We start from the raw sequence: 20770 nt of genomic DNA, 5'->3' as shown, positions 1-20770 counted from the left end.
TCTCCTCCTTCTCTCTAGTATAAATTTTCAATGATCATCGCTACTCCCTGACCACCCCCGATACATTGTGTTGCCAATCCATAACGACTGCCACGTCGCCTCATCTCGTGTAAGAGTGTGACAACCAATCGTGTACCTGTGCATCCAAGAGGATGGCCTAATGCAATCGCTCCCCCATTGACATTCACTTTTTTGAGGTCCAGATTCAGCTCACGAATACATGCCAGGGATTGCGATGCAAATGCTTCATTGAGCTCAATCAGATCGATATCATCCAGTGAAAGTCCAGAACGTTCAAGCACTTTTTGGGTAGCAGGAACAGGACCGATCCCCATATATGCAGGTTCCACACCTGCTGCTGCAAAGGCAACAATCCGAGCCAACGGCTTTATACCCAGCTCTTTCGCTTTTTCCAGCGACATCAATAGCACTGCCGCAGCTCCATCATTTCGTCCACATGAATTTCCGGCCGTAACTGTTCCATTTTCTTTGAAAACAGGTGGCAGACTTGCCAATTTTTCCAGAGTTGTATTCGGCCGGGGAAATTCATCGATTTCAAAGGTAATCCTCTCTTTTTTCGTTTGTACTGCAACAGGTGTAATCTCGTCTTTGAATCGTCCGGTTTCCAACGCTTCTTTCGCCTTCATTTGGCTTTCATACGCAAAACGGTCCTGATCTTCACGACTGATTCCATATTTTTCTGCCACATTTTCCGCTGTTTGTCCCATGCTAATCCTTCCATAAATCTCAATGGGCTGTGAACCAGGTCCACCTTCAACATTGGCATCAACCAACTCAGGGGTATGTCCAGGACTTTGCACATTACGCAGGTAGAAAATGGATTGACTCATATTTTCGGTTCCACCGGCTATCACAATATCTGCTTCACCGAGTCGAATTTCATTCATTCCAAGGTGAATGGCTTGCATTCCTGACCCACAGAGCATATTCACGGTATATGCATGGGCAGAAATCGGCAACTTTGCTTTTAAAGTCGCTACCCTGGCGATATTATTTGCACGGCTCGTTGAACGAACATGGCCTAAAATTACTGCATCTACCAATTCAGGTGAAATGTCTGCCCGTTTCAAAACGGATTGAATGACCGTCTCCGCCAAGTCTTCAGGATTCACAGAAGCCAATGTACCACCATATTTACCGATCGCTGTGCGTGTTGCACTGACAATCACGACTTCACTCATACTTTCACCCCCAGCATGTTATTGTTATTTGTTTGAATCGCCCCGGTAATCATACCATCCTTTTCCAGTCTTTCTGCCCCATTCTCCCTTTTCAAACTTTTCGATCACTGATTTCTTGGGCCCAAGTGCTGGGTCGCCCGTTTCCTGCATTCTTTGCATCCGAACATAATAATTCACATCAATGCCAGTCAGATCCATCAAGGCAAACGGACCAATCGGATGATTAAGCGCTTTCATGCAAGCCAGATCAATATCCTCAATCGACGCAATTCCCTGTTCATAGAGAGAAATAGCCTCATCTGTCAATGCTCCAAGAATCCGGTTCGCAACAAAACCGGAAATTTCTTTATGAAGAACAATCGGAATTTTTCCGATACAGCGGGATAGTTCTACAATCACATCAACAGTTTCTTGAGACGTTTGTGGATTGCGAACCACTTCTACGAGCTCCATCACCAGTGCTGGATTGAAAAAATGCATATTGCAAACGCGATCAGGTCGGTTGGTAGCATCAGCCAGTTTGGAACTGACGATCGTTGAGCTGTTTGTAGCTAGTATCGTTCGGGCTGGAGTCAATTGATCCAATTCGCTGAATAACTGGCGTTTCGTCTCCAACTTTTCAATAATCGCCTCGATCACCACATCGGCATCTCGGGCTACTGCCGTTAGATCGGTTGTGAATCCAAGGCGTGCAAATGCTTCATCTACCTGGGATTGTGTCAATTTTCCCTTATCAACTCTTCTTTTCATGTGATAATGGAGTGACTCTTTCGCTTTCCGTAAACTTTCCTCTGATATATCCTGAACGCTAACTTCATAACCCGCTAATGCACAAACCATCGCAATTTGCGAGCCCATTGCTCCAGAACCTACAACCAGAATCTTTTTCACATCATCGATGTTCATTTTTATCTCCCCTCTTTCTTCGCTCTTCCTCCACCAAAATCCGTCGTAATACCTTACCCACGTTTGACTTCGGGAGAGAGTCTCGAAACTCAATACAACGTGGAACTTTATAGTTCGCAAGCTGACTGCGACAAAACTGGATAAGCTCATCTTCCGTCAACGATACATGAGGTTGTGGGACAATAAATGCCTTAACCGCCTCACCCCGATAATCATCAGTAATACCAATGACGGCAGCTTCTCGAACTCCTGGATGCTTGTAAAGCACTTCCTCAACTTCATTGGGATACACATTAAACCCACCAGTAATTATCATTTCTTTTTTCCGTCCAACAATATAGTAGTAATTCTCCTCATCCCTTTTAGCAATGTCTCCCGTATACAGCCAGCCATCTCTTAAAGCCTGCTTCGTCTCCTCTGGATTTTTCCAGTAACCTTTCATCACTTGAGGTCCTCTTACCACGAGCTCTCCTTCTTTACCTGGAGGAAGCGTTTTGGTCCCTGTCTCCAGATCCACTATTTTAGCTTCTGTATACGGGAGAGGGATCCCGATGCTTCCTGGCTTGCGCTTACCCTGAAGCGGATTGCGATGAGTCACAGGTGAAGCTTCAGACAATCCATATCCTTCCGTAATAATCGCTCCTGTTTTTTCTTCAAAACGTCGAATAATCTCAGTCGGTATGGGTGCTGACCCGCTAATACAATGCTTGAGTGAGGACAAATCGACCTCATTGCTTTTGGGATGGTTCAGGAGAGCAATGAACATCGTCGGAACGGCTGGAAACAAAGTAGGACGATATTTCTGAATAAGTTCAAATACTTCATTCACATCAAACTTCCGCCGTAAAACAATGGTTGCTCCCAGGAAAATGGCATAATTCATACAGCTTGTCATACTGTACACATGGTAAAGAGGGATCAGGCATAACATGATTTCGCCTGGTATTTGCAGAATGGATGCAGCCATTTGATAGCATTGTTGCACATTGGCTACCAGGTTATAGTGGGTTAACATGGCTCCTTTGGAACGTCCCGTGGTTCCACCTGTATACTGCAAAACAGCAACATCCTCTTTCACGTGAAATGGGATGTCTGGTGGATTGGCCTGGGTAGACGCGAGTAACTGTTCAACATGGACCGCATTTTCGACGGTAGCTTCTGGTTCCAAACCAAAGAGTAGGATTTGCTGAATATTTGTATGAGATTGGATTGTTTTCAGCTTGTCCCATTGCTCTTTCTCGCATAATACCCATCCAGCTTCAGAATCCTGAAGGATATTCAGAAGTTCTCGCTCTTTATAAAACGGATTCACTTGGACTACAATTCCGCCCGCTTGTAATACACCATAATAGGAAATGATATATTCAGGGCTGTTCTGAAAAATAAGTGCGACACGATCCCCCTTTTGTATTCCTAAATGGGCAAGAACAGTTGACAAGCGATCCACATGCTCTTTTAATTCCTGATACGTATACGTCCTGTTTTCAAATCGAATCGCTACATGATCAGGAAACCTGGCAGCGGAATTTGTTAAAAGTTGAAACACAGGCATTTCAACCATTTCCTTACCCCTTCTTTTTGTATTCTTTGATAAGCTGGGTTCCGATGATATTGCGCTGGATTTCGGAGGTACCTTCATATATTTTGGTAATTCGTGCATCGCGATAGAATCGTTCAATGGGGTACTCTGCACTATATCCCAATCCACCATGAATTTGCACGGCTTTGTCAGCAACCCGATTATATACTTCAGAACCAAACAGCTTCACCATCGCAGCTTCTTTAATCACCTTGATCCCTTGGTCGACCATCCAGGCGACCCGATAGGTCATTGATCGTAATGCTTCAATATCCAGTGCCATGTCCGCCAACATGTGCAAAACGGCCTGCTGTTCAATAATGGGCTTGCCAAACTGAACACGCTCCATCGCATACTGGATGGATCGATCCAGTAAATATTGACAAGAACCAAGATTTCTTGCGGCTAAACCGGCACGCCCTTCTGTCAGAATTTTCAATGCATTGAAATACCCTTCTCCTTCTTTGCCCAGTACATTCTCAACCGGAACTTCCAGGTCTTCGAAAAACAACTCGCAGGAATGTGAGCCATGTAGCCCCATCTTTTTCTCTGTTTTTCCGACGATAAATCCTGGAAAATCCCGCTCGACAATAAAGGAAGTGATTCCTTTTGGTCCCTTTGCAGGATCCGTCACAGCCATAACCGTAAACACGTGGGCATCGCGGGCATTGGTAATGTAATGCTTGGAACCATTAATAATATATCGATCCCCTTTACGTACAGCAGTTGTTTTTATTGCAGCTGCATTCGACCCAGCACTTGGTTCTGTTAATGCAAAAGCCCCAATCCATTGCCCACTGGCCATTTTTGGCAAATAGCGTTTCTTTTGCTCCTCTGTTCCAAGCTGCACGATCCCTACCGTACCAATCCCGGTATGTGCTCCAATTAAAGAAGTAAAGCCATTATGTGTTTTGCCAATCTCTTCGTAAATGGCACATTTACCTACCATGGACAACCCGAGTCCGCCATATTCTTCTGGAATACTAATTCCAAACAACCCTAACTCTTTGGCCAGATCAATCACTCTTTGAGGGATCTCGTTTTTTTCTTCGATTTCCATTGCCACAGGTTCCACTTCGTTTTTTACAAAGTCTCTGACAATCCGTTTTAATGTTTCAATTTCTTTTGGCAGTGTAAATTCCATGGTCTCTCCTCCTGGTTTAGCTCTGTGTTTTTTGATGGGTCACCCTATTTATTTTGCAAATAGCATGCCAAGTAAAAATAACAGGAAAAAACCTTTATTCACATCAATTCAATAAGTCAATTTTGCATTACCCAATGCAAAATTGACTTATTCACCTAATAAAAAACTTCCGACTTCACAATAACTGAGTGTGTGAAGTCGGAAGTTTTTTATTATGGATCATGCACTTGACTTTTGTTTCCTGTTAGGCAAAGCTCATCCTCTTTTTTCTTCTTTTTCTCGGTAATCATACTCATAAAATCCGCGTCCTGTCTTTCGTCCAAGCCGGCCTGCTTTGACGTACTTTACAAGCAAAGGGGATGGTCGATACTTTTCACCCAGGTGTTTATAGAGGTATTCCATATTGCGCAAACGTGTATCCAAACCTACCAAATCAGCCAGCTCAAGCGGTCCCATCGGATGATTCAAACCCAGCTTGATGGCTTTGTCGATATCTTCAGCAGAAGCCACTCCTTCCATTAACATATTCATCGCTTCGTTTCCAATCAGACAGTTAATCCGGCTTGTAACAAATCCAGGGAATTCGTTGACTTCGACTGTCTCTTTGCCCATCTTTTTGGCTACATCTTTGGCGACTTGAACGGTCGCATCTGAGGTATCCAAACCACGTACGATCTCAACCAACTTCATCTTGTGTACAGGATTGAAAAAGTGCATGGCAATACATTGCTCTGGACGGCTTGTCGCAGCCGCAAGCTCCGTTGGGCTCATGGTAGAAGTATTGGTTGCCAAAATAGCATGACGCGGAGCATGTAAGTCCAGTTGCTTAAATACTTCTATTTTTACATCCATTAACTCAAGAACGGCTTCAATGACCAGGTCGGCTTCTTTCACTGCATCTTTTAACTGTGTGGTATAAGCGATTCGTTCATAAGCTTGATGGCAATCTTCTTCACCAAGCAATCCTCTTTTGATCGCTTTGTCCATTTCGGTTCGAATATCCTGTTTTGCTCTTTCCAAAGCATTTGGAGAAATATCCTGTAAAGCCACTGTATAACCAGCCAAGGCAGCAACATAGGCAATCCCTTTGCCCATCGTGCCACTGCCGATCACTCCAATATGTTTGACCACTGCGATCCCCTCTTTCCTTTCGGTTATTTATGAATCATCTTCCTTTAAACTGTGCAGCTCGCTTTTCTAAAAACGCCTGACATCCCTCTTTTTTATCTTCTGAGTTGAATAAAATGCCTTGAGCCAGCTTTTCCAAAGTTAATGCTGTATGGATATCCAAATCAGCTCCCTGGTTGACAGCGATTTTAGCCAATCGGACAGCCAATGGGCCTTTTGACAAAATTTTCGCTGCTTTCTCTTTGACAGCAGTCCATAATTCTTCGATGGGAACCACTTGGGAAACCAATCCGATTTGCTCTGCCTTTTCTGCTGTAATCATTTCCCCGGTTAAAATCATCTCTAACGCTCGTCCCTTCCCTATCAGACGAGTGAGCCGTTGTGTTCCACCCGCACTAGGAATAATGGCTAAGTTCAGCTCAGGCAATCCGATTTTGGCATGCCTTGCCGCGATGCGAATATCACATGCCAATGCGAGTTCGCATCCTCCACCCAAAGCAAAGCCGTTAATTGCCGCAATCGTCACTTTGCTTGCGTTTTCAATCCGCTGATAAACCCCGGACATACCTGGAAGCAAAGCATCCAAGGCATTTTTCTTTTGCAATTGCCGAATATCTGCACCAGCTGCAAACGACTTCTCACCTGCACCCGTAAAGACGATGACTCCTACTTCTTCATCTTTCTCAAACAATTCCAGTGCCTTCTCCATCTCTTTCAATGTTTCGCTGTCTAACGCATTTCTCACTTCCGGGCGATTGATTTTAATAACTCCGAGCTGCGACTCTTTGGAAATGACAATGTTTTGAAATGTCATCTGACCCACTCCTCCTTATGGATGCATTCTTCTCTATGAGCCTTATATGCAAGAATAATGCCAGAAAATATCGGCATGTTTTTTGCATAGTTAATGGGTAGGGATATGGATTTTACTAAGGAGGGGTTATGTTGCAAAATAAAGTGGCCATTATAACAGGAGGAAGTAGTGGAATCGGAAAGGCGATCGCCAGGAAACTGGCTGAAGAAGGATTATCGGTTGTGATTACTGGAAGAAAAAAAGATAAATTGGAAAAAGCCAAAGCCGAAATCGAACAATATAAAGATCAGGTTCTGATCTACCCCATGGATGTTCGTGATCCCGATCAAGTACAAAACATGGTTGAAAAAACGATCGACACTTTCGGACAAATTGACTTTCTTGTCAATAATGCTGCCGGCAACTTTATTTGCCCAGCAGAAAATCTTTCGATCAATGGCTGGCACGCCGTCATTAATATTGTTCTTCATGGTACCTGGTATTGTTCGCAAACAGTCGGCAAGCATTGGATTGCCAATAAACATCCTGGCCATATTCTGAACATCGTTGCCACTTATGCATGGACAGCAGGACCGGGGGTCATTCATTCCGCTTGTGCCAAAGCAGGAGTATTGGCGATGACTCGAACACTTGCAGTCGAATGGGGGGCCAAGTATGGTATTCGGGTCAATGCCATTGCACCAGGGCCTATTCAAAATACGGGAGGAGCCGATCGTCTGTGGCCTACTGAAGAACAATATCAAAAAACCATACAGAGTATTCCAGCCAAACGATTGGGAAAACCGGAAGAAGTTGCACGTCTAGCTCATTTTCTTCTATCAGATGAATCGAATTATATGAACGGAGAATGTGTCGTCATAGACGGAGGGCAATGGTTAAATCGAAGATCCTTTTTATAGAGCGAGCGAATAACATCCCCTGTGCCCATGTTTATGCAATGAAAAACAAAATCCTGTTTATGCTAAAAAATCCCGACAGGCAACTCTAATCCGTTGATTGTCGGGATTTTTTAGCTGTTTGTCCTCCAGTGTCATATTTCCTTTACTGCTACGATGCGAATCCGTTTATAATCTGCAATCCAACAGCCATTCTCAAACAGAAAGGGACGGGTTTTTTTCTTCACTTCGTTTATAAAAAGCGAGCGAGAAAACCCCTAGCTTCAGCTATGGGGATGAGAGCGAGCGTCGGACGAGGGAGGGCATTAGCCTTTGTGCCAAGTCCGACATTTTTTCAGAAAAGTATTTACAACTAAATGTCCCACTGTTAAACTACAGTTAGTTGCTCCTTGACAAGTGGATAGCATATAGGGTTGTGCAAGCCAATCACCTTGCACGTAAAATGCTATGTGTATGGACTGGCTAGACTGAAAAGCGAAAACCAAGCAGTAGGTCTAGCCTGTGACGTAGCAACTCAAACTGTTTAACCGTGGGGCCCACGGGGTTAGCTTGGTTAACTTCCTGTCAGTGGCCGGGATTACCCAAGAATCCCCTGCGTTTACGCATGGGGAGTGGTCAAGACATCCTGTTTTTCTTGCTTTGTTAATCCCTGTAGAAACCTGCAAAGCCAGTTAACCAATGGTCCAACCCCTTCTCACCATCCTCTGGATAACCAGATGTTTGTCCAAGAATAACTATTGCATATATTCCCTCAAATAGCAGACCGGAACAAACTCTGTTAACCAGATTCCATTGGCTGATTTGAAAAATGTATACCCATCCTGATACATTTCCCTGGCTAGAACCTGTAATATCACTGGATTACCATGTCTTTTACCAACCTGACGGGCGGTAATCGGATTTTTTGATAGATGTACATGATGGCGATTCCCTTTGATCAATCCCTTTTTACGAATAGATGGAAAAAAGCGGTCAGCTGTCCCGTGGTACAGTCTCTCGGGCGGCTCTATTGGCTCCAAATTCAAGTCGATGGGTACAGAATGTCCTTGATTGGCACGAATTTTTTGACCGTCTTCGCTAAAGGCAAAACGCTGTTTATCATTCGTTTCAACGATACGTACCAAGGTTTCGCGATCCAGTAAAACTCCATGTTTCCGACAAGCATCTAAGAGTTCCTCTACGCCTACCCACCCATTCTTATCCAGTCGTATACCAATTTTCTCTGGTGTATGACGTAAGACTTTACTAAGGAATTTGCTTTGTCTCACATCATTCTTCTTCATAAAATCACTCTCCGATATATTCGATAATCAAGATATACATTTTCTAATAAACATAGTCTAAGTCCTAGTGATTGATCGGATTCAATCAAAAAAATAAATGGATCTTCTTCAGAAAATGACTGGTTCTATGATTTTACACAAAATGAAGAATAATTAAAACCCCCCATAAAGATGAAAGCGACTGAAATATGATTCAGCCGCTTTTTTTAGCTAATGTATTTATCCAACCCATTGTTTCACCATTGGTATCCTTTTAATGATAAGCCAATCCAGAAGCCAGACGATCACCAGCGAGAGCCCGACTAAAGGGAAAAGGATGCCCAATGCGATCACGAGAACGCCTACTCCTTTGACCAGCTTAAAGTTTTTTGGGAGTGGGGGTGTCCCTAATTTATTGCTCGGCTTTCGCTTCCACCACATGACGAGTCCAGTGATAGAAATACCCACGATTCCGAGACATATGATCAATCCTGCGATTTGGTTTGGGAGACCAAATTCGGTTCCTTTATGAAGGGTAATGCCGGTTGCGATGATTTTGGCTATAGGACCATAATCGGCAAACCGATAATCATCCAGCACCTTTCCGCTATATTGATCCAGGAATAATGTGGCCTCATCCTTGGATTTGTCAGGAAAGACAGATACCGTGTAGACCCCTTTTGGACCCTCCGGGTAGTAGACATTGTAGCCGGGATGAACGTGACGAGCATCAGCAATCGCCACCACTTTGTCGATGGAAATGGGTGAAACTCTCTCATCCTTCGATTGAGGAACGGGCCGTTGTTCGGCTGCCCACGGCACATCGGCCACATCCTTGGAAGGAATCGTCGATTCCGGCTTTTCTCCTCCCCAGACAGCAGCCGGATACCCAATGCCGGCATCCGTTGCCAATTTCTGAAACTGATCTCCCCAAAATCCGGACCAAGGCAGACCTGTCAGTATCAGAAAAGCGATCCCCAACGACAGCCAAAAGGCCGGAACCGCATGAAGATCCCGCCAAAAGATTCGTTTTCCTCCGTTCAATCTAGGGAGAAAGGTACCAAAAACCCCTCCTTTTCGCTCCCTGGGCCACCAAAGAAATATCCTAGTGATCAGAAGAATGATGGCCCAACAGGCTGCCAATTCTACCAGACGATCACCCAGTGTCCCAGCCATCAATTCCCCGTGCAATTTTTCTATTTTGTCCATGATTCGTTGATCGTCATTTAACACTCCAGTGATAGCTCCATTATATGGATTGACAAAGACTGTTAGGGACTGATCCCCAGCCCGAATCCCCACTTCGGAGGACCGGTTCGCTTCAGCATGAGGTTGGTACCGGGATATTTGAGCATCCGGATACGCTTTTTTATCTTTTCGATCTGTTCCGACGGTGCCAATTCCTTTCCTTCCGCTTGAACCTGGTACATATCTTTGTACAACCAGGATTCAATTTGGGGCTTAAAGAGATAGATGCCGCCCGTCACCGCCAACATGACCAAAAACGGAGCGAAGATCAGCCCTGCATAGAAATGCCAACGCCAAATCGCGGCATACAATGGATTTGCTTTCTCTTGCTCGTGTTTTTGATCAGATGAATGATTTTGAGTCGGCTTAGCCATAAGCAATATTTCTCTCCTTTGGTCGTATAATTTGATACAACATTTTCTATATGAGTATAGAACGGAAAAGATAAGAAGCCATGACTCCAATGGGCTATCATTTTATGTCCAGATCTTGGCCAAATAAAGATATTAGACTTCTATCTTAAAGAAATAGTTTAATACCTCTTGCTACTCCTTTTACCTATGATGGAATGGAGATAAAAAACATGAAAATGCATTTCCTGGCTTTTCCCATGGAAAAGTTAATGGAAGATGGTTACTTAAATGTATTGAAATTTATCTGAATATTTTTATGTATGTTTTGCAAACTAGTATATATTTATTATTAGTTTGTATTATTATACATAATAATTAAATAATTTTTTATATTTTTTCGATTCTATGTTCCCTCTATTCTGATATATAATATCTTTCAAATAGAATGTTCGGCTATGGAATTGGTTTTTGGCAATCGGTACGCCATACCTGTTAAATAGTTGAATCATAAAAAAAACCCGTACCACCTTGAAGATGGTACGGATTAATCATTTTTGTTTCTTTTCTGCTCAAAGTGAATTTAGGTGGGGATTAGAAATTTTGTTAAGGTTTTTGGAGACAGCTTTCACTTTTAAGTCCGATTATTTCCGTGTTGGCCAACGGTAAGGTTTGACGTGCCGGATCATGGAATGGAAAATCGTTGCCCATTGGTCGATACTCAACCAACCAATGGGAAAATCTCTTTCAATTCCCAGTTCTTTCAACAGATGAGAAATCTGCGGTGGCGTAAACACGCCTCTTAGCGCTTCATAAACAGGCCATTCAGGTATCTTCAATCCATGTGAGGCCAGCGCCGAAAACAGTGCATGACCCCGAACGGGAATGAATGGTTTCTCTTTTCTGTTAATAAACAAGACAGCCGAGTCCACACGGGGAGGTGGGGAAAAATGATCAGGAGACAATGTCCTCCCCATCTTCAAGTCAAAAAACATCCGCCATTTCAAAATTCGTGGGTTGGTGGTCGGATTGGCAGTAAAACGTTTGGCTGCTCCTTTTTCGATTACCAGCAAAGCTTTTTTCAGTGGTGTTGCCGGTTGATCCATCAGCTTTCCCAAGATGGGGGTAGTGATGGAGTAAGGGATACTGGCTACCACGCAAAAGGGCTTTCTGGGAAGATTCACTTGCAAGATATCCCTTTCAATGATTGTGACATGGCTCCATTTATCCAACTTGACGCGCAGTTTCTGCACAAATTGCGGATCATTCTCGATTGCCAGCACTCTTCCCGCTTTTTGGGCCAAGGGCAAAGTCAATGCGCCTTTTCCCGCCCCGATATCCAAAACCAAATCATTTGATCCAATCCCGGCCATTTCAATCAAGCTCTGAGCCAAGCGTTTGCTGTAGATCAGATGCTGTCCTGGAAAATTGCTTCCTTCTTTATGATTTCGCCACAGGCGCTTATTTCTTGTATGCATTTTTCATCCTCCGCTCCGAAAAGGTTCTCCTACCTGTGTGGAGCAAACGGAGGATGGATCAACAACAAAAATGCGCTCACAAACACCGATTCGGTTCTTGTACGACAGGTGTTTCTAGCTGAGCATGCCAAAAACAACACAAAAAAAGGGCAAAATGCCCCCCTTAACATAAATATGCGAATGGTAGAATTTACCTAAAAATGGGCAGACCAATCCCGATTCACTCTACACACAGGTAGGGCTTTGAGCACTATGAAATTAGTTGCACAAAGCTTCGAATCGGAGTCTGACAAATGCCATTAGGTAAACCCTCCATTCTTTTTTCACTAAAGGGTATCTTAGCCCAACAATTTGATTCTGTCAATTGTTTTGATGTGGTTTCCACTTCCTTCCTATGCCAACCAAATCTGGATAATATTCAAATCAAAAGTAACCTCAACAAACAGCCCCGCCCTGCAGAAGTCAGGGTGGGACTGTTTGTAGCGTACGGCTTCCCGAGTGGCACTCACTTCGGCTGCATGCGAAGTGCGCCGTCCAAACGGATGGTGTTCCCGTTCAACATGGGATTTTCTACGACGCTTTGTGCCAGCAGAGCAAACTCATCCGGCCTGCCTAGCCTTGAAGGGAACGGTATCGTCGCACCAAGCGCCTCACGCGCTTTGTCCGGCAGTGAGGCAAACAGCGGCGTGTCGAACAAACCGGGCGCGATCGTCATGACGCGAATGCCGTGCGCGGCCAATTCACGTGCAAGCGGCAACGTCATGCCCACGATCCCGCCTTTGGAAGCGCTGTAAGCCGCTTGCCCGATCTGCCCTTCAAATGCGGCTACCGAAGCGGTGTTGATAATCACCCCTCGTTCTCCGTCAGCGTTTGGTTCGTTTTGAATCATTTTTTCCGCAGCCAATCGGATCACATTGAATGTGCCGATCAAATTGACCTGAATCACTTTTGCAAATGAGTCCAGATCATGCAGTCCGTTTTTTCCAAGCACTTTTTTGGCGATGGCAATTCCCGCACAGTTGACCACCACATGTACCCCGCCGAATCGATTCACTACCGTGTCCACCGCATGTTGCACACTTTTTTCATCAGTGACGTCAGTTTTGACGAATATGGCTTGTCCTCCCAAATCTTCTGCCAATGTTGCACCTTTTTCCGCATTCATGTCCCAGATGGCCACGCTTGCTCCCAAGCTCGCAAAGTGGCGCACCGTCGCCTCACCTAATCCAGATGCACCACCAGTGACAGCCACCACACTCTTTTGGATTTCCATCCTTTGCACTCCTTTCCCTGAAAATGATGACGAATATGCTGGATCTCTTTCAAACCGCCATCTCTTTTTCCGAAGAGGATTCTTACAGCATCTGACAGATAAGCTTCTCTCAACACGCCCCCTCACTTCCAGCGGGATTGACTTTGTTTTCACACTTTTGCTCCTTGACCGTTTCCGATTGATTCAATAATGCTTCCGTATGCTCGCCCAATTCGGGGATGTGGGCGTCCGCCGAAGACAGTCCAATCGTGGCCAAATCATGCTTCACCTGCGGATGGCGCCACACTTCCTCCGGTTCCAGAACAGGCGTTAAACAACAATCCACTTCACTTCCCCATACCTCCCAATCTTGAAGCCGACGGGAGCGAAACCACCGTTTCACCTCTTCATAGACAGGATTCTCTTCCGTCGTGGGAGAGAAATAAGCATGCAACCAATCCTCCCTGCCCGCATGCTTGCAAAATCGAGTCCAAAACTTTTCTTCCAGAGCAGCCAGGCTGACATACCGATCGTCCGCAGTTTCGTAGATGGCGTAATTGACGATCCGGTCGCTCAGAAACGGAATTCCCTCGGGGTGGTTCCGGTAATGCGCCATTAACGTGGCAATTGCGCCGGTCAGGGAAATGTCCAGATACGCCCCCTCCCCTGATCGTTCCCGACGGAACAGTGCAGCGACAATCGCTTCGCTCGCGGCGATGCCTCCGATCAGATCGGCCAGTGTAAGGGCAGGATGGACAGGCCGGCCTTTGTCGTTTTTGAATTGCGATAGCACTCCACTGAGAGACATATAGTTCAGATCGTGGCTGGCAAGATCACTCATGGGTCCGGTCTGACCATATCCTGTGATCGAGCAATACACGATGTCTGGATTCGTTTTGCGAACCTGTTCGTAACCCAAGCCCAATTGTACCATTACACCCGGCCGAAAACTCTCGACTAACACATCGGAATTGCTGATGAGACGTAGGGCAGCTTCTTTCCCAGCAGGTTGCTTGAGATCGAGCACCACGCTTTTCTTACCCCGGTTATAGGCATGAAATATGGCAGACATCTGACGGGCGGGATCGCCGTTGGGTGGTTCCACTTTGATCACCTCTGCGCCAAGGTCCACCAGGCGTTGGGTGGCAAACGGTCCGGGCAGATACCATGAAAAATCGATGATGCGAATTCCTTGGAGCAACAGTATCACCTTCTCTCTCAAAGCCCGGTTTGGCCGTGTTCTACTACGAGCAGACTGATCCTTTTGTGTTTCAGCTTAATGTCGGGTTTGTACACTGCCTCAATCAAATTGAGATACCACTGAATTTTTGCCACTCACGTTTTTCGACAGCGCTTCTAAAAAATGAATTCTCCCTCTTATTATAGTTTTAAGTGTTTTCTAACTATAATTCAATGATACCAAATTCCTGCCATACATTCGAGAGATCTGGGCGTATGGAATCAACGAATTGATCAACACAGAACACCGGGATTAATGTCGATAAAACAATGGGCGCCCTTTTGCTACCTGGGCGCCTTTTACTTCTTTTTATATGAATCAATTCTAACTTTCGAACACATAGGTGTCTGAAGAAACAAGAGAGATGAATGGACTCATCTTGCCAATAAAATAAATGTGCAATTCATGCATCGCTCTGGTGCAGCAAGTGTAAAACAGTTTACGTTCGTTCTCTCTGCTGTACTGTGTTTCCGAACCATTATAAATAATGACGGCGTCAAATTCGACACCTTTGGCTAAATAAGAAGGAATGACGATGACACCCGGCTCAAATGAGATCGTTTCTTTATCAATAAGAGAAAGAGAAACTTCTTCTTTCAACGCTTCATAAGCTTCCTTACTTTCTTTCGCTGTTTTACAGATCACCGCAATGGTCTGATATCCTTCTGACTGAAGCGTACGGATGCGGTCTGCCACCTTTTTAACCAACTCTTTCATATCAGCTACAGGTGTTACAGTTGGTTTCTTGCCTTCGCGTTGAAAAGGTTCAATTTCCTCTCCGTTCTCAATCATCCCTCTCGTAAAATCAACAATGGGTCGAGTCGAGCGATAGCTACGTCTCAATGCAAAAAACTTGGTTTCCTCCGATTCGAATAACGATAACAATGGAGAAAAACCATGATCTGTTGTTTCGTGAACAAATAAGCTTTGGTTTAAATCACCAAGAACTGTCAGCTTGCTAAACGGAAATAATCGTTTAATAAAGGCAAACTGGAATGGAGAATAATCTTGCGCTTCATCTATGAATACATGTCGTACGGACGTATTTATTTGAAAACCTTCCAGACATGCTCTGAGATATAAGTAGGGTGTGGCATCCTCATAAGCCAGTTCAAAACGGTCTAATTTTTCGACTGTCTGTCTGCAAATTTCCTCCCAATGTTTTGGCACTTTCCCCTCTGGCAAAAAGCGTGAAATCATCCATGAATTTACAAACAATTGCCTATAGATCGCCTGGATATCAATGAAGTGAAGTCGTTTTATCTTTGCAAAAAGCGGTTTGAAAGCTTCCCTTACCACGATCATGGCCAACATTTCCTGTTCGCGTTCAAAATCATCGAACGTATTTTGTGTAAACTGTTTTTGTCTGCGGAGCTTTTGATAGACCTTATAATATGTTGCCTTATCCAACAATTCAATTTCATCTTCCACCCATGCTTTTGACCGCTCAAGGAGCTCCATATTTTTCAGCTCTTCTAACAGCCATTCGGCAAGTAACTTCATTCGATTGGGAATGCGCAAAGAATCATCCAATGAATAAAACTTTTCTTTTACGCGTTCAGCTGAAATCAGTACTTCTCCTCTGAATGTAATATCTTTAAAAATCAGTCCTTCTTGTCCAAGAAACGCGACATAACGATGGATGATTTCCATGAACTCGAGTGAAGACTTAAAGCGAATGCCTTCAACTCTTGCCTGATAACCGGATTCAGCCGCATGGGTAAGGACATATTCCAATTGCGAAAAAGGATCTTCCACATGAAACGTATCGTTTAATTGACTCTCCAAATATTCCTGGAAGGTTGTCTGTCGCATATTCTCTTCCCCAAGTTCAGGCAGAACAGTGGAGACATAGCTGTTAAACAGCGGATTAGGTGAAAAAAGCACAATCTGTTCTGGACGCAATGTTTCGCGATAGCGATAAAGTAAATAAGCAACTCGCTGCAGAGCAACAGATGTTTTACCGCTACCAGACGCTCCCTGAACGATCAGGAGCCGACTGCGTTCGTCACGAATGATTTCATTCTGCTCTTTTTGAATCGTAGCCACAATACTCTTCATTTGCATGTCTGACCGTCTACCAAGGACTTCACGTAACAATTCATCTCCAATGGTGATCCCTGTGTCAAACATGCTATGGATATGACCGTTGCGAATCACATATTGACGTTTCAGTTCCATAACACCGCTAAGTGTACCCTCTGATGTCCTATATTCAACTTTTCCCGGCGAATAGTCATAATACAGGCTGGATATGGGGGCCCGCCAGTCATACACGAGAAAGGTTTCACTCTCTTCATCAAAAAAAGAAGCAATCCCCAGATAAATCCGTTCTACTTCTTCCTCTCCATCCACCTTCAGGTCGATTCGCCCGAAATAAGGGGACTGCTTCAATCGCATCAGTGCTTTTAACTGCCTCTGGGCATGACGATGGCTACGTTCTCTTTCAGATAAAACTTCGGCTTGCTGCTTTATGCTTGCATATGTTTCGGCTGCTTCAATCGCATCTTCCACATTGACCGTTACATCTTCCCAAAACTGATTGCGAATCTCGACAATATCTGCGCGCATGGAACGGGTATGTTCCTGAAGCGAATCCAAACGTTCGGCAATTTTTTCGACTACATGATCTACTCTCTGTTGTTCTTCCTGCCATTCATGTTCCCATTTGTCCACAAAATCACTTCCTTTGCAAAAATGTATTGACAAAAGGCAGTTTATTTTATATAATATAATTGGGTTATTTTATTTAACATTTTGTATTTAGTAGGTACTTCCCATTTTACTATGGGAATGGATCCATTGCAATATGTTCAATAAACAATCCGTCTTGGTACGATTATTTCTGCTGACGGCAACAATTCAAGGAAATGACCCGCCACATTGTATATAAATGTAACAACATCCGTCCCGCAGTTTTGATACCGCGTGAAAAAAGAAGGAGGTATAGTGCTTCCTTCTTTTTTCTGTTTTCTGATAATATTTGATTAGAGGCTCTGTAATCAGAGAAAAACCCAGTGCCGACTAAAAGCCCTGATTCCCCTAAATGTTTAAATATATAAGCAATTCCTCCTTTGCTGAATCAGATCTTCGCTAAATGATGCAGATAAAGGTATTCTCTTTTCATGTTGCTATTAAATATCCGAATAAAACCTGGAGGTGTCCTTTTGGAAAAATATAAAAAAATCCTGATGAGCGACTCAATAGTATCCTCAATACATGTTGAAACTTCTCAAGAACCCTTCGTAGACCTTATCAACTTCGATTCAGATATTCTTGTTGACCAGTCTCAATCACAGATTGCAAGCAAAAGTGTGTTTTTTTCTTTTGTCCGTCTCTCAGTTGCCGAAAAGCTCGTTGCTGCAAAAAGATTTCTTCCTAAAGGTATTCACTTTTACGTAAAAGAAGGCTATAGACCTCTGAGTGTTCAACAACACGCTTTTGAGCGTACATTAAAAAAATTGGAACAAAGTTTTCCCCATTTTCAGCAAGTCGATCTCATTGCAGAAGCAGCAAAATATGTTGCCCCACCAGAAGTAGCTCCCCATCCAACAGGCGGAGCCGTAGATCTGACACTGATCGATTCAAATGGCATTGAGTTAGATCTTGGCACACGATTCAATGCCTCACCGCATGATACAGACAATGCGACCTATACAGACGCAACGAATATACCTCTACATGCACGCGAGAACCGTCAGATCCTTTCGAATGCACTTCAAGCAGTCGGATTTGTTAACTACTTCACCGAGTGGTGGCACTGGTCTTTGGGTGACCGATATTGGGCTGTGATGACGAACGCAAAAAAAGCTCTCTACAATCCAGTTTCAGAACAGGAGTTATCGGATCTGCTTCATCGTACGGTTACATAAAATCAATGAGACCGCTGGGGCTTTATTTTAACTGTATACTTATTTCCTTCTTCTATGTAGTCCTGGAGAATATGAGACTCTGTATCTGCTAATACGTCTAAAAGATTAGTCGATTCTAATCTCTTTGCAATATGTTCTTCCGGTTTCTTGAGTTCAGGAGGACCTTTCCTATTCTTGGCTCTTGTCGCCTTTATAGACGAGGATCAGAATAGACTATCTACTACTTATCGCCTATTTATGGGAGAGGTGTTCATTGGAAAAACAATTTGAAATACGACTATTAAAACAATATTTCTCAGGTGATATGAAATATGACTTATGCTCACACGGAGAAATATTCCTTCGTATAGGAGATACGATTCTTTCAGATCATGAAGATGGAGAGTGGAATATCAGTGAGTCTGCTTTAGCCCTATTAAGAACAGTGGTCAGTGATTTTCCATCAAATACACTGCCAAAGTACTACTTTGAAGGAATCGAAGAAGAAGTGAATCTCATTCATCATTGTGGATGCTTTATGTTGTTTTGTCCCATATGTATTGGTTGGAAAGTGACTCATCAAGGTCAGAAAGTTGTGCTGACTGATTTTCAGAAAAATGAAGGTGAAATGACATACCCAAATCTAAGTGTAACGCTCCCACTACGAGAATATGCGACAGAAATATATCATTTTGCTATAGAGGCAAAGAAGCTCTTTGAAGGTCATAATAAAATAGTCAAAAATAATGAGTTGTTTGACGGACAATATCAATGGTTTTGGGAAGAGTATGATGAACTGTTGGAAACGGTTCAATCGATTGTTACTTAGCAATCTAGCCTAAAAAAAGATATGAGGATGTTGACAAACCCGGTTTTCCTTGTCCAGTTGTCCCGACAGTCTATTCCTATATTAACAATAATAAAAAATGTTTTTTTGATTTTCATAAAATAACACAGTATAATAAATGGAAATATACACTAAATAATATCTTACTGTGCTGAATATTGCCGCTTATGTAAGGAAGAAGCAGGTGTCCCCATTAAATATGCCTGCTATGAGGGGATGATTCAGAGACTGGTGCCGGTTGACATACGAAGAGAATCCAGCATCGAATCATTAAAATCGATTCGAGATCAAATGATTGAAACTCCAAGACTCTCTGAAGAAAATGGGGACCTGGAAGGGAAGAGGAAGTATGAGCAAACGTCATAATCATCAAGAACTGAATCTCAGTGAACTTCAAAACGAAACCTTGGTGATCCACGCCGATGATGAGTTGACCAACGATGGAACGGTGGCTCCGGCGATTTATTACTCAGCCACGTTCCGTGCCCAAGATGCCACTGAATTCGCGGATATGGCAAGCACTCCTCGCCATCCCCGATATTACACGCGTTACGGCAATCCAGTACATGAGCGCGTAGCGAAGGTGATGGCTGAGCTTGAAGGCACAGAAACCGCACTGGTAACTGGCTCCGGGATGGGGGCGATTGCTACGACCATTCTATCGCTGGTCAGCGCAGGCGACCATGTGATAGCACAGACACGGCATTATATGAGTACCGCCAAGATCATGGACGAGATGCTGCCACGATTTGGTGTTGAAGTGACCTTGGTCGAGCAAGCCGACATCACAGCCTTTGCCGAAGCTATTCGCCCCAATACCAAGCTCATCATGGTAGAGACGCCAGCCAATCCAACCATGGTGATTACCGACCTGGCTGCCGTGGCGGAGATGGCTCGCCCACGTGGCATCATCGTTGTGGCCGACAACACGTTCGCAACGCCGATCAATCAACGTCCTCATGATCTGGGTGCCGATGTCATTGTTCACAGTGCAACCAAATATTTGGGCGGACACCATGACTTGACAGCAGGTGTGATCTGCACCAGCAAGGAGTTGGCCGAACAGATTTGGCAAACGCATCTCTCCATTGGCTCGGTCCTCTCACCAATGGACGCGTGGTTATTATTGCGTGGTTTGCGTACGCTTCCGATTCGGGTCGAACGCATCAACGCTAACGCCCTTGCCTTGGCCGAATTTCTGGAGGCACAGCCACAGATCGAACGGGTGTATTACCCCGGTCTTGCCAGCCATCCGCAACACGAGTTGGCAAAACGCCAGATGCGCGGTTTCGGTGGAATGATCGCCTTTGCAATCAAAGGTGGTTATGACGCAACCAAGCGTTTCGTTTCAGCACTGAAGCTGTCGCTGAACGCAGTCAGCCTGGGTGGAGTCGATTCACTGGTGGTACACACTGCAGCGATGTGGGGAGGCGTGATGACTGAAGAACAAATGCGGATCGCTGAGATTCCACCCAATTTCGTACGCTACTCAGTCGGTCTCGAGCATATCGACGACCTGAAAGCGGATATATTACAAGCTCTGCAAGTGGTTTGAACATGATTCAAAAACAAG

19 protein-coding genes are annotated in these 20770 nt (G+C 44.2%); 5 read left to right on the top strand and 14 right to left on the bottom strand.

What is annotated here, in order from left to right; all coding sequences use genetic code 11:
• Positions 1-14: 14 nt before the first annotated feature.
• The 6 genes from BMZ78_RS12295 to BMZ78_RS12270 all read right to left on the bottom strand — a co-directional run bounded on the left by BMZ78_RS12295 (position 15) and on the right by BMZ78_RS12270 (position 6773).
• A complete protein-coding gene (locus BMZ78_RS12295; RefSeq protein ID WP_093230684.1) occupies positions 15-1202 on the bottom strand; it encodes a thiolase family protein in 1188 nt (395 codons plus the stop codon).
• A 24-nt stretch (positions 1203-1226) separates the two neighbouring features.
• On the bottom strand, positions 1227-2108 hold the full coding sequence (locus BMZ78_RS12290; RefSeq protein WP_093230683.1) for a 3-hydroxyacyl-CoA dehydrogenase family protein: 882 nt from the start codon (positions 2106-2108) through the stop codon (positions 1227-1229).
• Positions 2095-3669, bottom strand: coding sequence for a long-chain-fatty-acid--CoA ligase (locus BMZ78_RS12285; RefSeq protein WP_245739849.1), 1575 nt, complete (start codon positions 3667-3669; stop codon positions 2095-2097). Before BMZ78_RS12285 ends, BMZ78_RS12290 begins: the two co-directional genes overlap by 14 nt.
• Positions 3670-3673: 4 nt before the next feature.
• A complete protein-coding gene (locus BMZ78_RS12280; protein WP_093230680.1) occupies positions 3674-4831 on the bottom strand; it encodes an acyl-CoA dehydrogenase family protein in 1158 nt (385 codons plus the stop codon).
• Positions 4832-5086: 255 nt separating this feature from the next.
• Positions 5087-5962: a 3-hydroxyacyl-CoA dehydrogenase gene (locus BMZ78_RS12275; RefSeq protein ID WP_281244566.1), complete on the bottom strand. Its 876-nt coding sequence runs from the start codon at positions 5960-5962 to the stop codon at positions 5087-5089.
• Between the two features lie 34 nt (positions 5963-5996).
• Positions 5997-6773: an enoyl-CoA hydratase/isomerase family protein gene (locus BMZ78_RS12270; protein WP_093230678.1), complete on the bottom strand. Its 777-nt coding sequence runs from the start codon at positions 6771-6773 to the stop codon at positions 5997-5999.
• 128 nt (positions 6774-6901) lie between these two features.
• On the opposite strand from BMZ78_RS12270, the gene fadH reads away from it, so the two are divergent.
• On the top strand, positions 6902-7672 hold the full coding sequence (fadH, locus tag BMZ78_RS12265) for a 2,4-dienoyl-CoA reductase (protein WP_175482447.1): 771 nt from the start codon (positions 6902-6904) through the stop codon (positions 7670-7672).
• A gap of 731 nt (positions 7673-8403) precedes the next feature.
• Here fadH and BMZ78_RS12260 read toward each other — a convergent pair.
• The 8 genes from BMZ78_RS12260 to helD all read right to left on the bottom strand — a co-directional run bounded on the left by BMZ78_RS12260 (position 8404) and on the right by helD (position 17175).
• Positions 8404-8952 (bottom strand): RNA 2'-phosphotransferase, encoded by a 549-nt coding sequence (locus BMZ78_RS12260; RefSeq protein ID WP_093230677.1) that lies wholly within the window; start codon positions 8950-8952, stop codon positions 8404-8406.
• Positions 8953-9171: 219 nt separating this feature from the next.
• Positions 9172-10278: a PepSY-associated TM helix domain-containing protein gene (locus BMZ78_RS12255; RefSeq protein WP_341849640.1), complete on the bottom strand. Its 1107-nt coding sequence runs from the start codon at positions 10276-10278 to the stop codon at positions 9172-9174.
• Positions 10203-10553, bottom strand: coding sequence for a PepSY domain-containing protein (locus BMZ78_RS19490; protein ID WP_341849638.1), 351 nt, complete (start codon positions 10551-10553; stop codon positions 10203-10205). Before BMZ78_RS19490 ends, BMZ78_RS12255 begins: the two co-directional genes overlap by 76 nt.
• 620 nt (positions 10554-11173) lie before the next feature.
• Positions 11174-12007, bottom strand: a complete 834-nt coding sequence (erm, locus tag BMZ78_RS12250; RefSeq protein ID WP_093230675.1) for a 23S ribosomal RNA methyltransferase Erm — start codon at positions 12005-12007, stop codon at positions 11174-11176.
• A gap of 505 nt (positions 12008-12512) precedes the next feature.
• The gene (locus tag BMZ78_RS12245) at positions 12513-13280 is read right to left on the bottom strand and encodes a 3-hydroxyacyl-CoA dehydrogenase (RefSeq protein ID WP_093230674.1); all 768 of its coding nucleotides are present in this window, start codon (positions 13278-13280) and stop codon (positions 12513-12515) included.
• Positions 13229-13393 (bottom strand): hypothetical protein, encoded by a 165-nt coding sequence (locus tag BMZ78_RS18830; RefSeq protein ID WP_175482446.1) that lies wholly within the window; start codon positions 13391-13393, stop codon positions 13229-13231. The genes BMZ78_RS12245 and BMZ78_RS18830 overlap by 52 nt, the downstream gene beginning before the upstream one ends.
• Positions 13390-14469, bottom strand: a complete 1080-nt coding sequence (locus tag BMZ78_RS12240) for a CaiB/BaiF CoA transferase family protein (RefSeq protein ID WP_245739848.1) — start codon at positions 14467-14469, stop codon at positions 13390-13392. Before BMZ78_RS12240 ends, BMZ78_RS18830 begins: the two co-directional genes overlap by 4 nt.
• 354 nt (positions 14470-14823) lie before the next feature.
• Positions 14824-17175, bottom strand: a complete 2352-nt coding sequence (gene helD / locus BMZ78_RS12235; RefSeq protein WP_093230671.1) for an RNA polymerase recycling motor HelD — start codon at positions 17173-17175, stop codon at positions 14824-14826.
• 491 nt (positions 17176-17666) lie between these two features.
• Between helD and BMZ78_RS12230 the strand changes: the two genes are divergently transcribed.
• From BMZ78_RS12230 to BMZ78_RS12220, 4 genes are all read left to right on the top strand, one after another.
• Positions 17667-18371: a M15 family metallopeptidase gene (locus BMZ78_RS12230; RefSeq protein WP_217645009.1), complete on the top strand. Its 705-nt coding sequence runs from the start codon at positions 17667-17669 to the stop codon at positions 18369-18371.
• Positions 18372-18624: 253 nt separating this feature from the next.
• Complete coding sequence (locus BMZ78_RS12225) at positions 18625-19179, top strand: hypothetical protein (RefSeq protein ID WP_093230668.1); 555 nt, start codon at positions 18625-18627, stop codon at positions 19177-19179.
• 234 nt (positions 19180-19413) lie between these two features.
• Positions 19414-19563, top strand: a complete 150-nt coding sequence (locus tag BMZ78_RS18825; RefSeq protein WP_175482444.1) for a hypothetical protein — start codon at positions 19414-19416, stop codon at positions 19561-19563.
• Entirely contained in the window at positions 19547-20752 is a 1206-nt protein-coding gene (locus tag BMZ78_RS12220; RefSeq protein ID WP_093230666.1) for a trans-sulfuration enzyme family protein, read from the top strand. The genes BMZ78_RS18825 and BMZ78_RS12220 overlap by 17 nt, the downstream gene beginning before the upstream one ends.
• Positions 20753-20770 lie beyond the last annotated feature (18 nt).

It is taken from the genome of Thermoflavimicrobium dichotomicum (genome assembly GCF_900114055.1).
GTDB classification, from domain to species: Bacteria; Bacillota; Bacilli; order Thermoactinomycetales; family Thermoactinomycetaceae; genus Thermoflavimicrobium; species Thermoflavimicrobium dichotomicum.
The sequence above is the reverse complement of the archived record's forward strand: the minus strand, read 5'-3'. Positions and strand labels throughout refer to the sequence as shown.

Bases quoted from the DNA above. Each gene is read 5' to 3' on its own strand.
- fadH (WP_175482447.1), top strand. From the start codon at position 6,902: ATGTTGCAAAATAAAGTGGCCATTATAACAGGAGGAAGTAGTGGAATC.
- BMZ78_RS12295 (WP_093230684.1), bottom strand. From the start codon at position 1,202: ATGAGTGAAGTCGTGATTGTCAGTGCAACACGCACAGCGATCGGTAAA.
- BMZ78_RS12290 (WP_093230683.1), bottom strand. From the start codon at position 2,108: ATGAACATCGATGATGTGAAAAAGATTCTGGTTGTAGGTTCTGGAGCA.
- BMZ78_RS12280 (WP_093230680.1), bottom strand. From the start codon at position 4,831: ATGGAATTTACACTGCCAAAAGAAATTGAAACATTAAAACGGATTGTC.
- BMZ78_RS18825 (WP_175482444.1), top strand. From the start codon at position 19,414: ATGATTCAGAGACTGGTGCCGGTTGACATACGAAGAGAATCCAGCATC.
- BMZ78_RS12220 (WP_093230666.1), top strand. From the start codon at position 19,547: ATGAGCAAACGTCATAATCATCAAGAACTGAATCTCAGTGAACTTCAA.
- BMZ78_RS12260 (WP_093230677.1), bottom strand. From the start codon at position 8,952: ATGAAGAAGAATGATGTGAGACAAAGCAAATTCCTTAGTAAAGTCTTA.
- BMZ78_RS12270 (WP_093230678.1), bottom strand. From the start codon at position 6,773: ATGACATTTCAAAACATTGTCATTTCCAAAGAGTCGCAGCTCGGAGTT.
- BMZ78_RS12285 (WP_245739849.1), bottom strand. From the start codon at position 3,669: ATGGTTGAAATGCCTGTGTTTCAACTTTTAACAAATTCCGCTGCCAGG.
- BMZ78_RS12245 (WP_093230674.1), bottom strand. From the start codon at position 13,280: ATGGAAATCCAAAAGAGTGTGGTGGCTGTCACTGGTGGTGCATCTGGA.
- erm (WP_093230675.1), bottom strand. From the start codon at position 12,007: ATGCATACAAGAAATAAGCGCCTGTGGCGAAATCATAAAGAAGGAAGC.
- BMZ78_RS19490 (WP_341849638.1), bottom strand. From the start codon at position 10,553: ATGGCTAAGCCGACTCAAAATCATTCATCTGATCAAAAACACGAGCAA.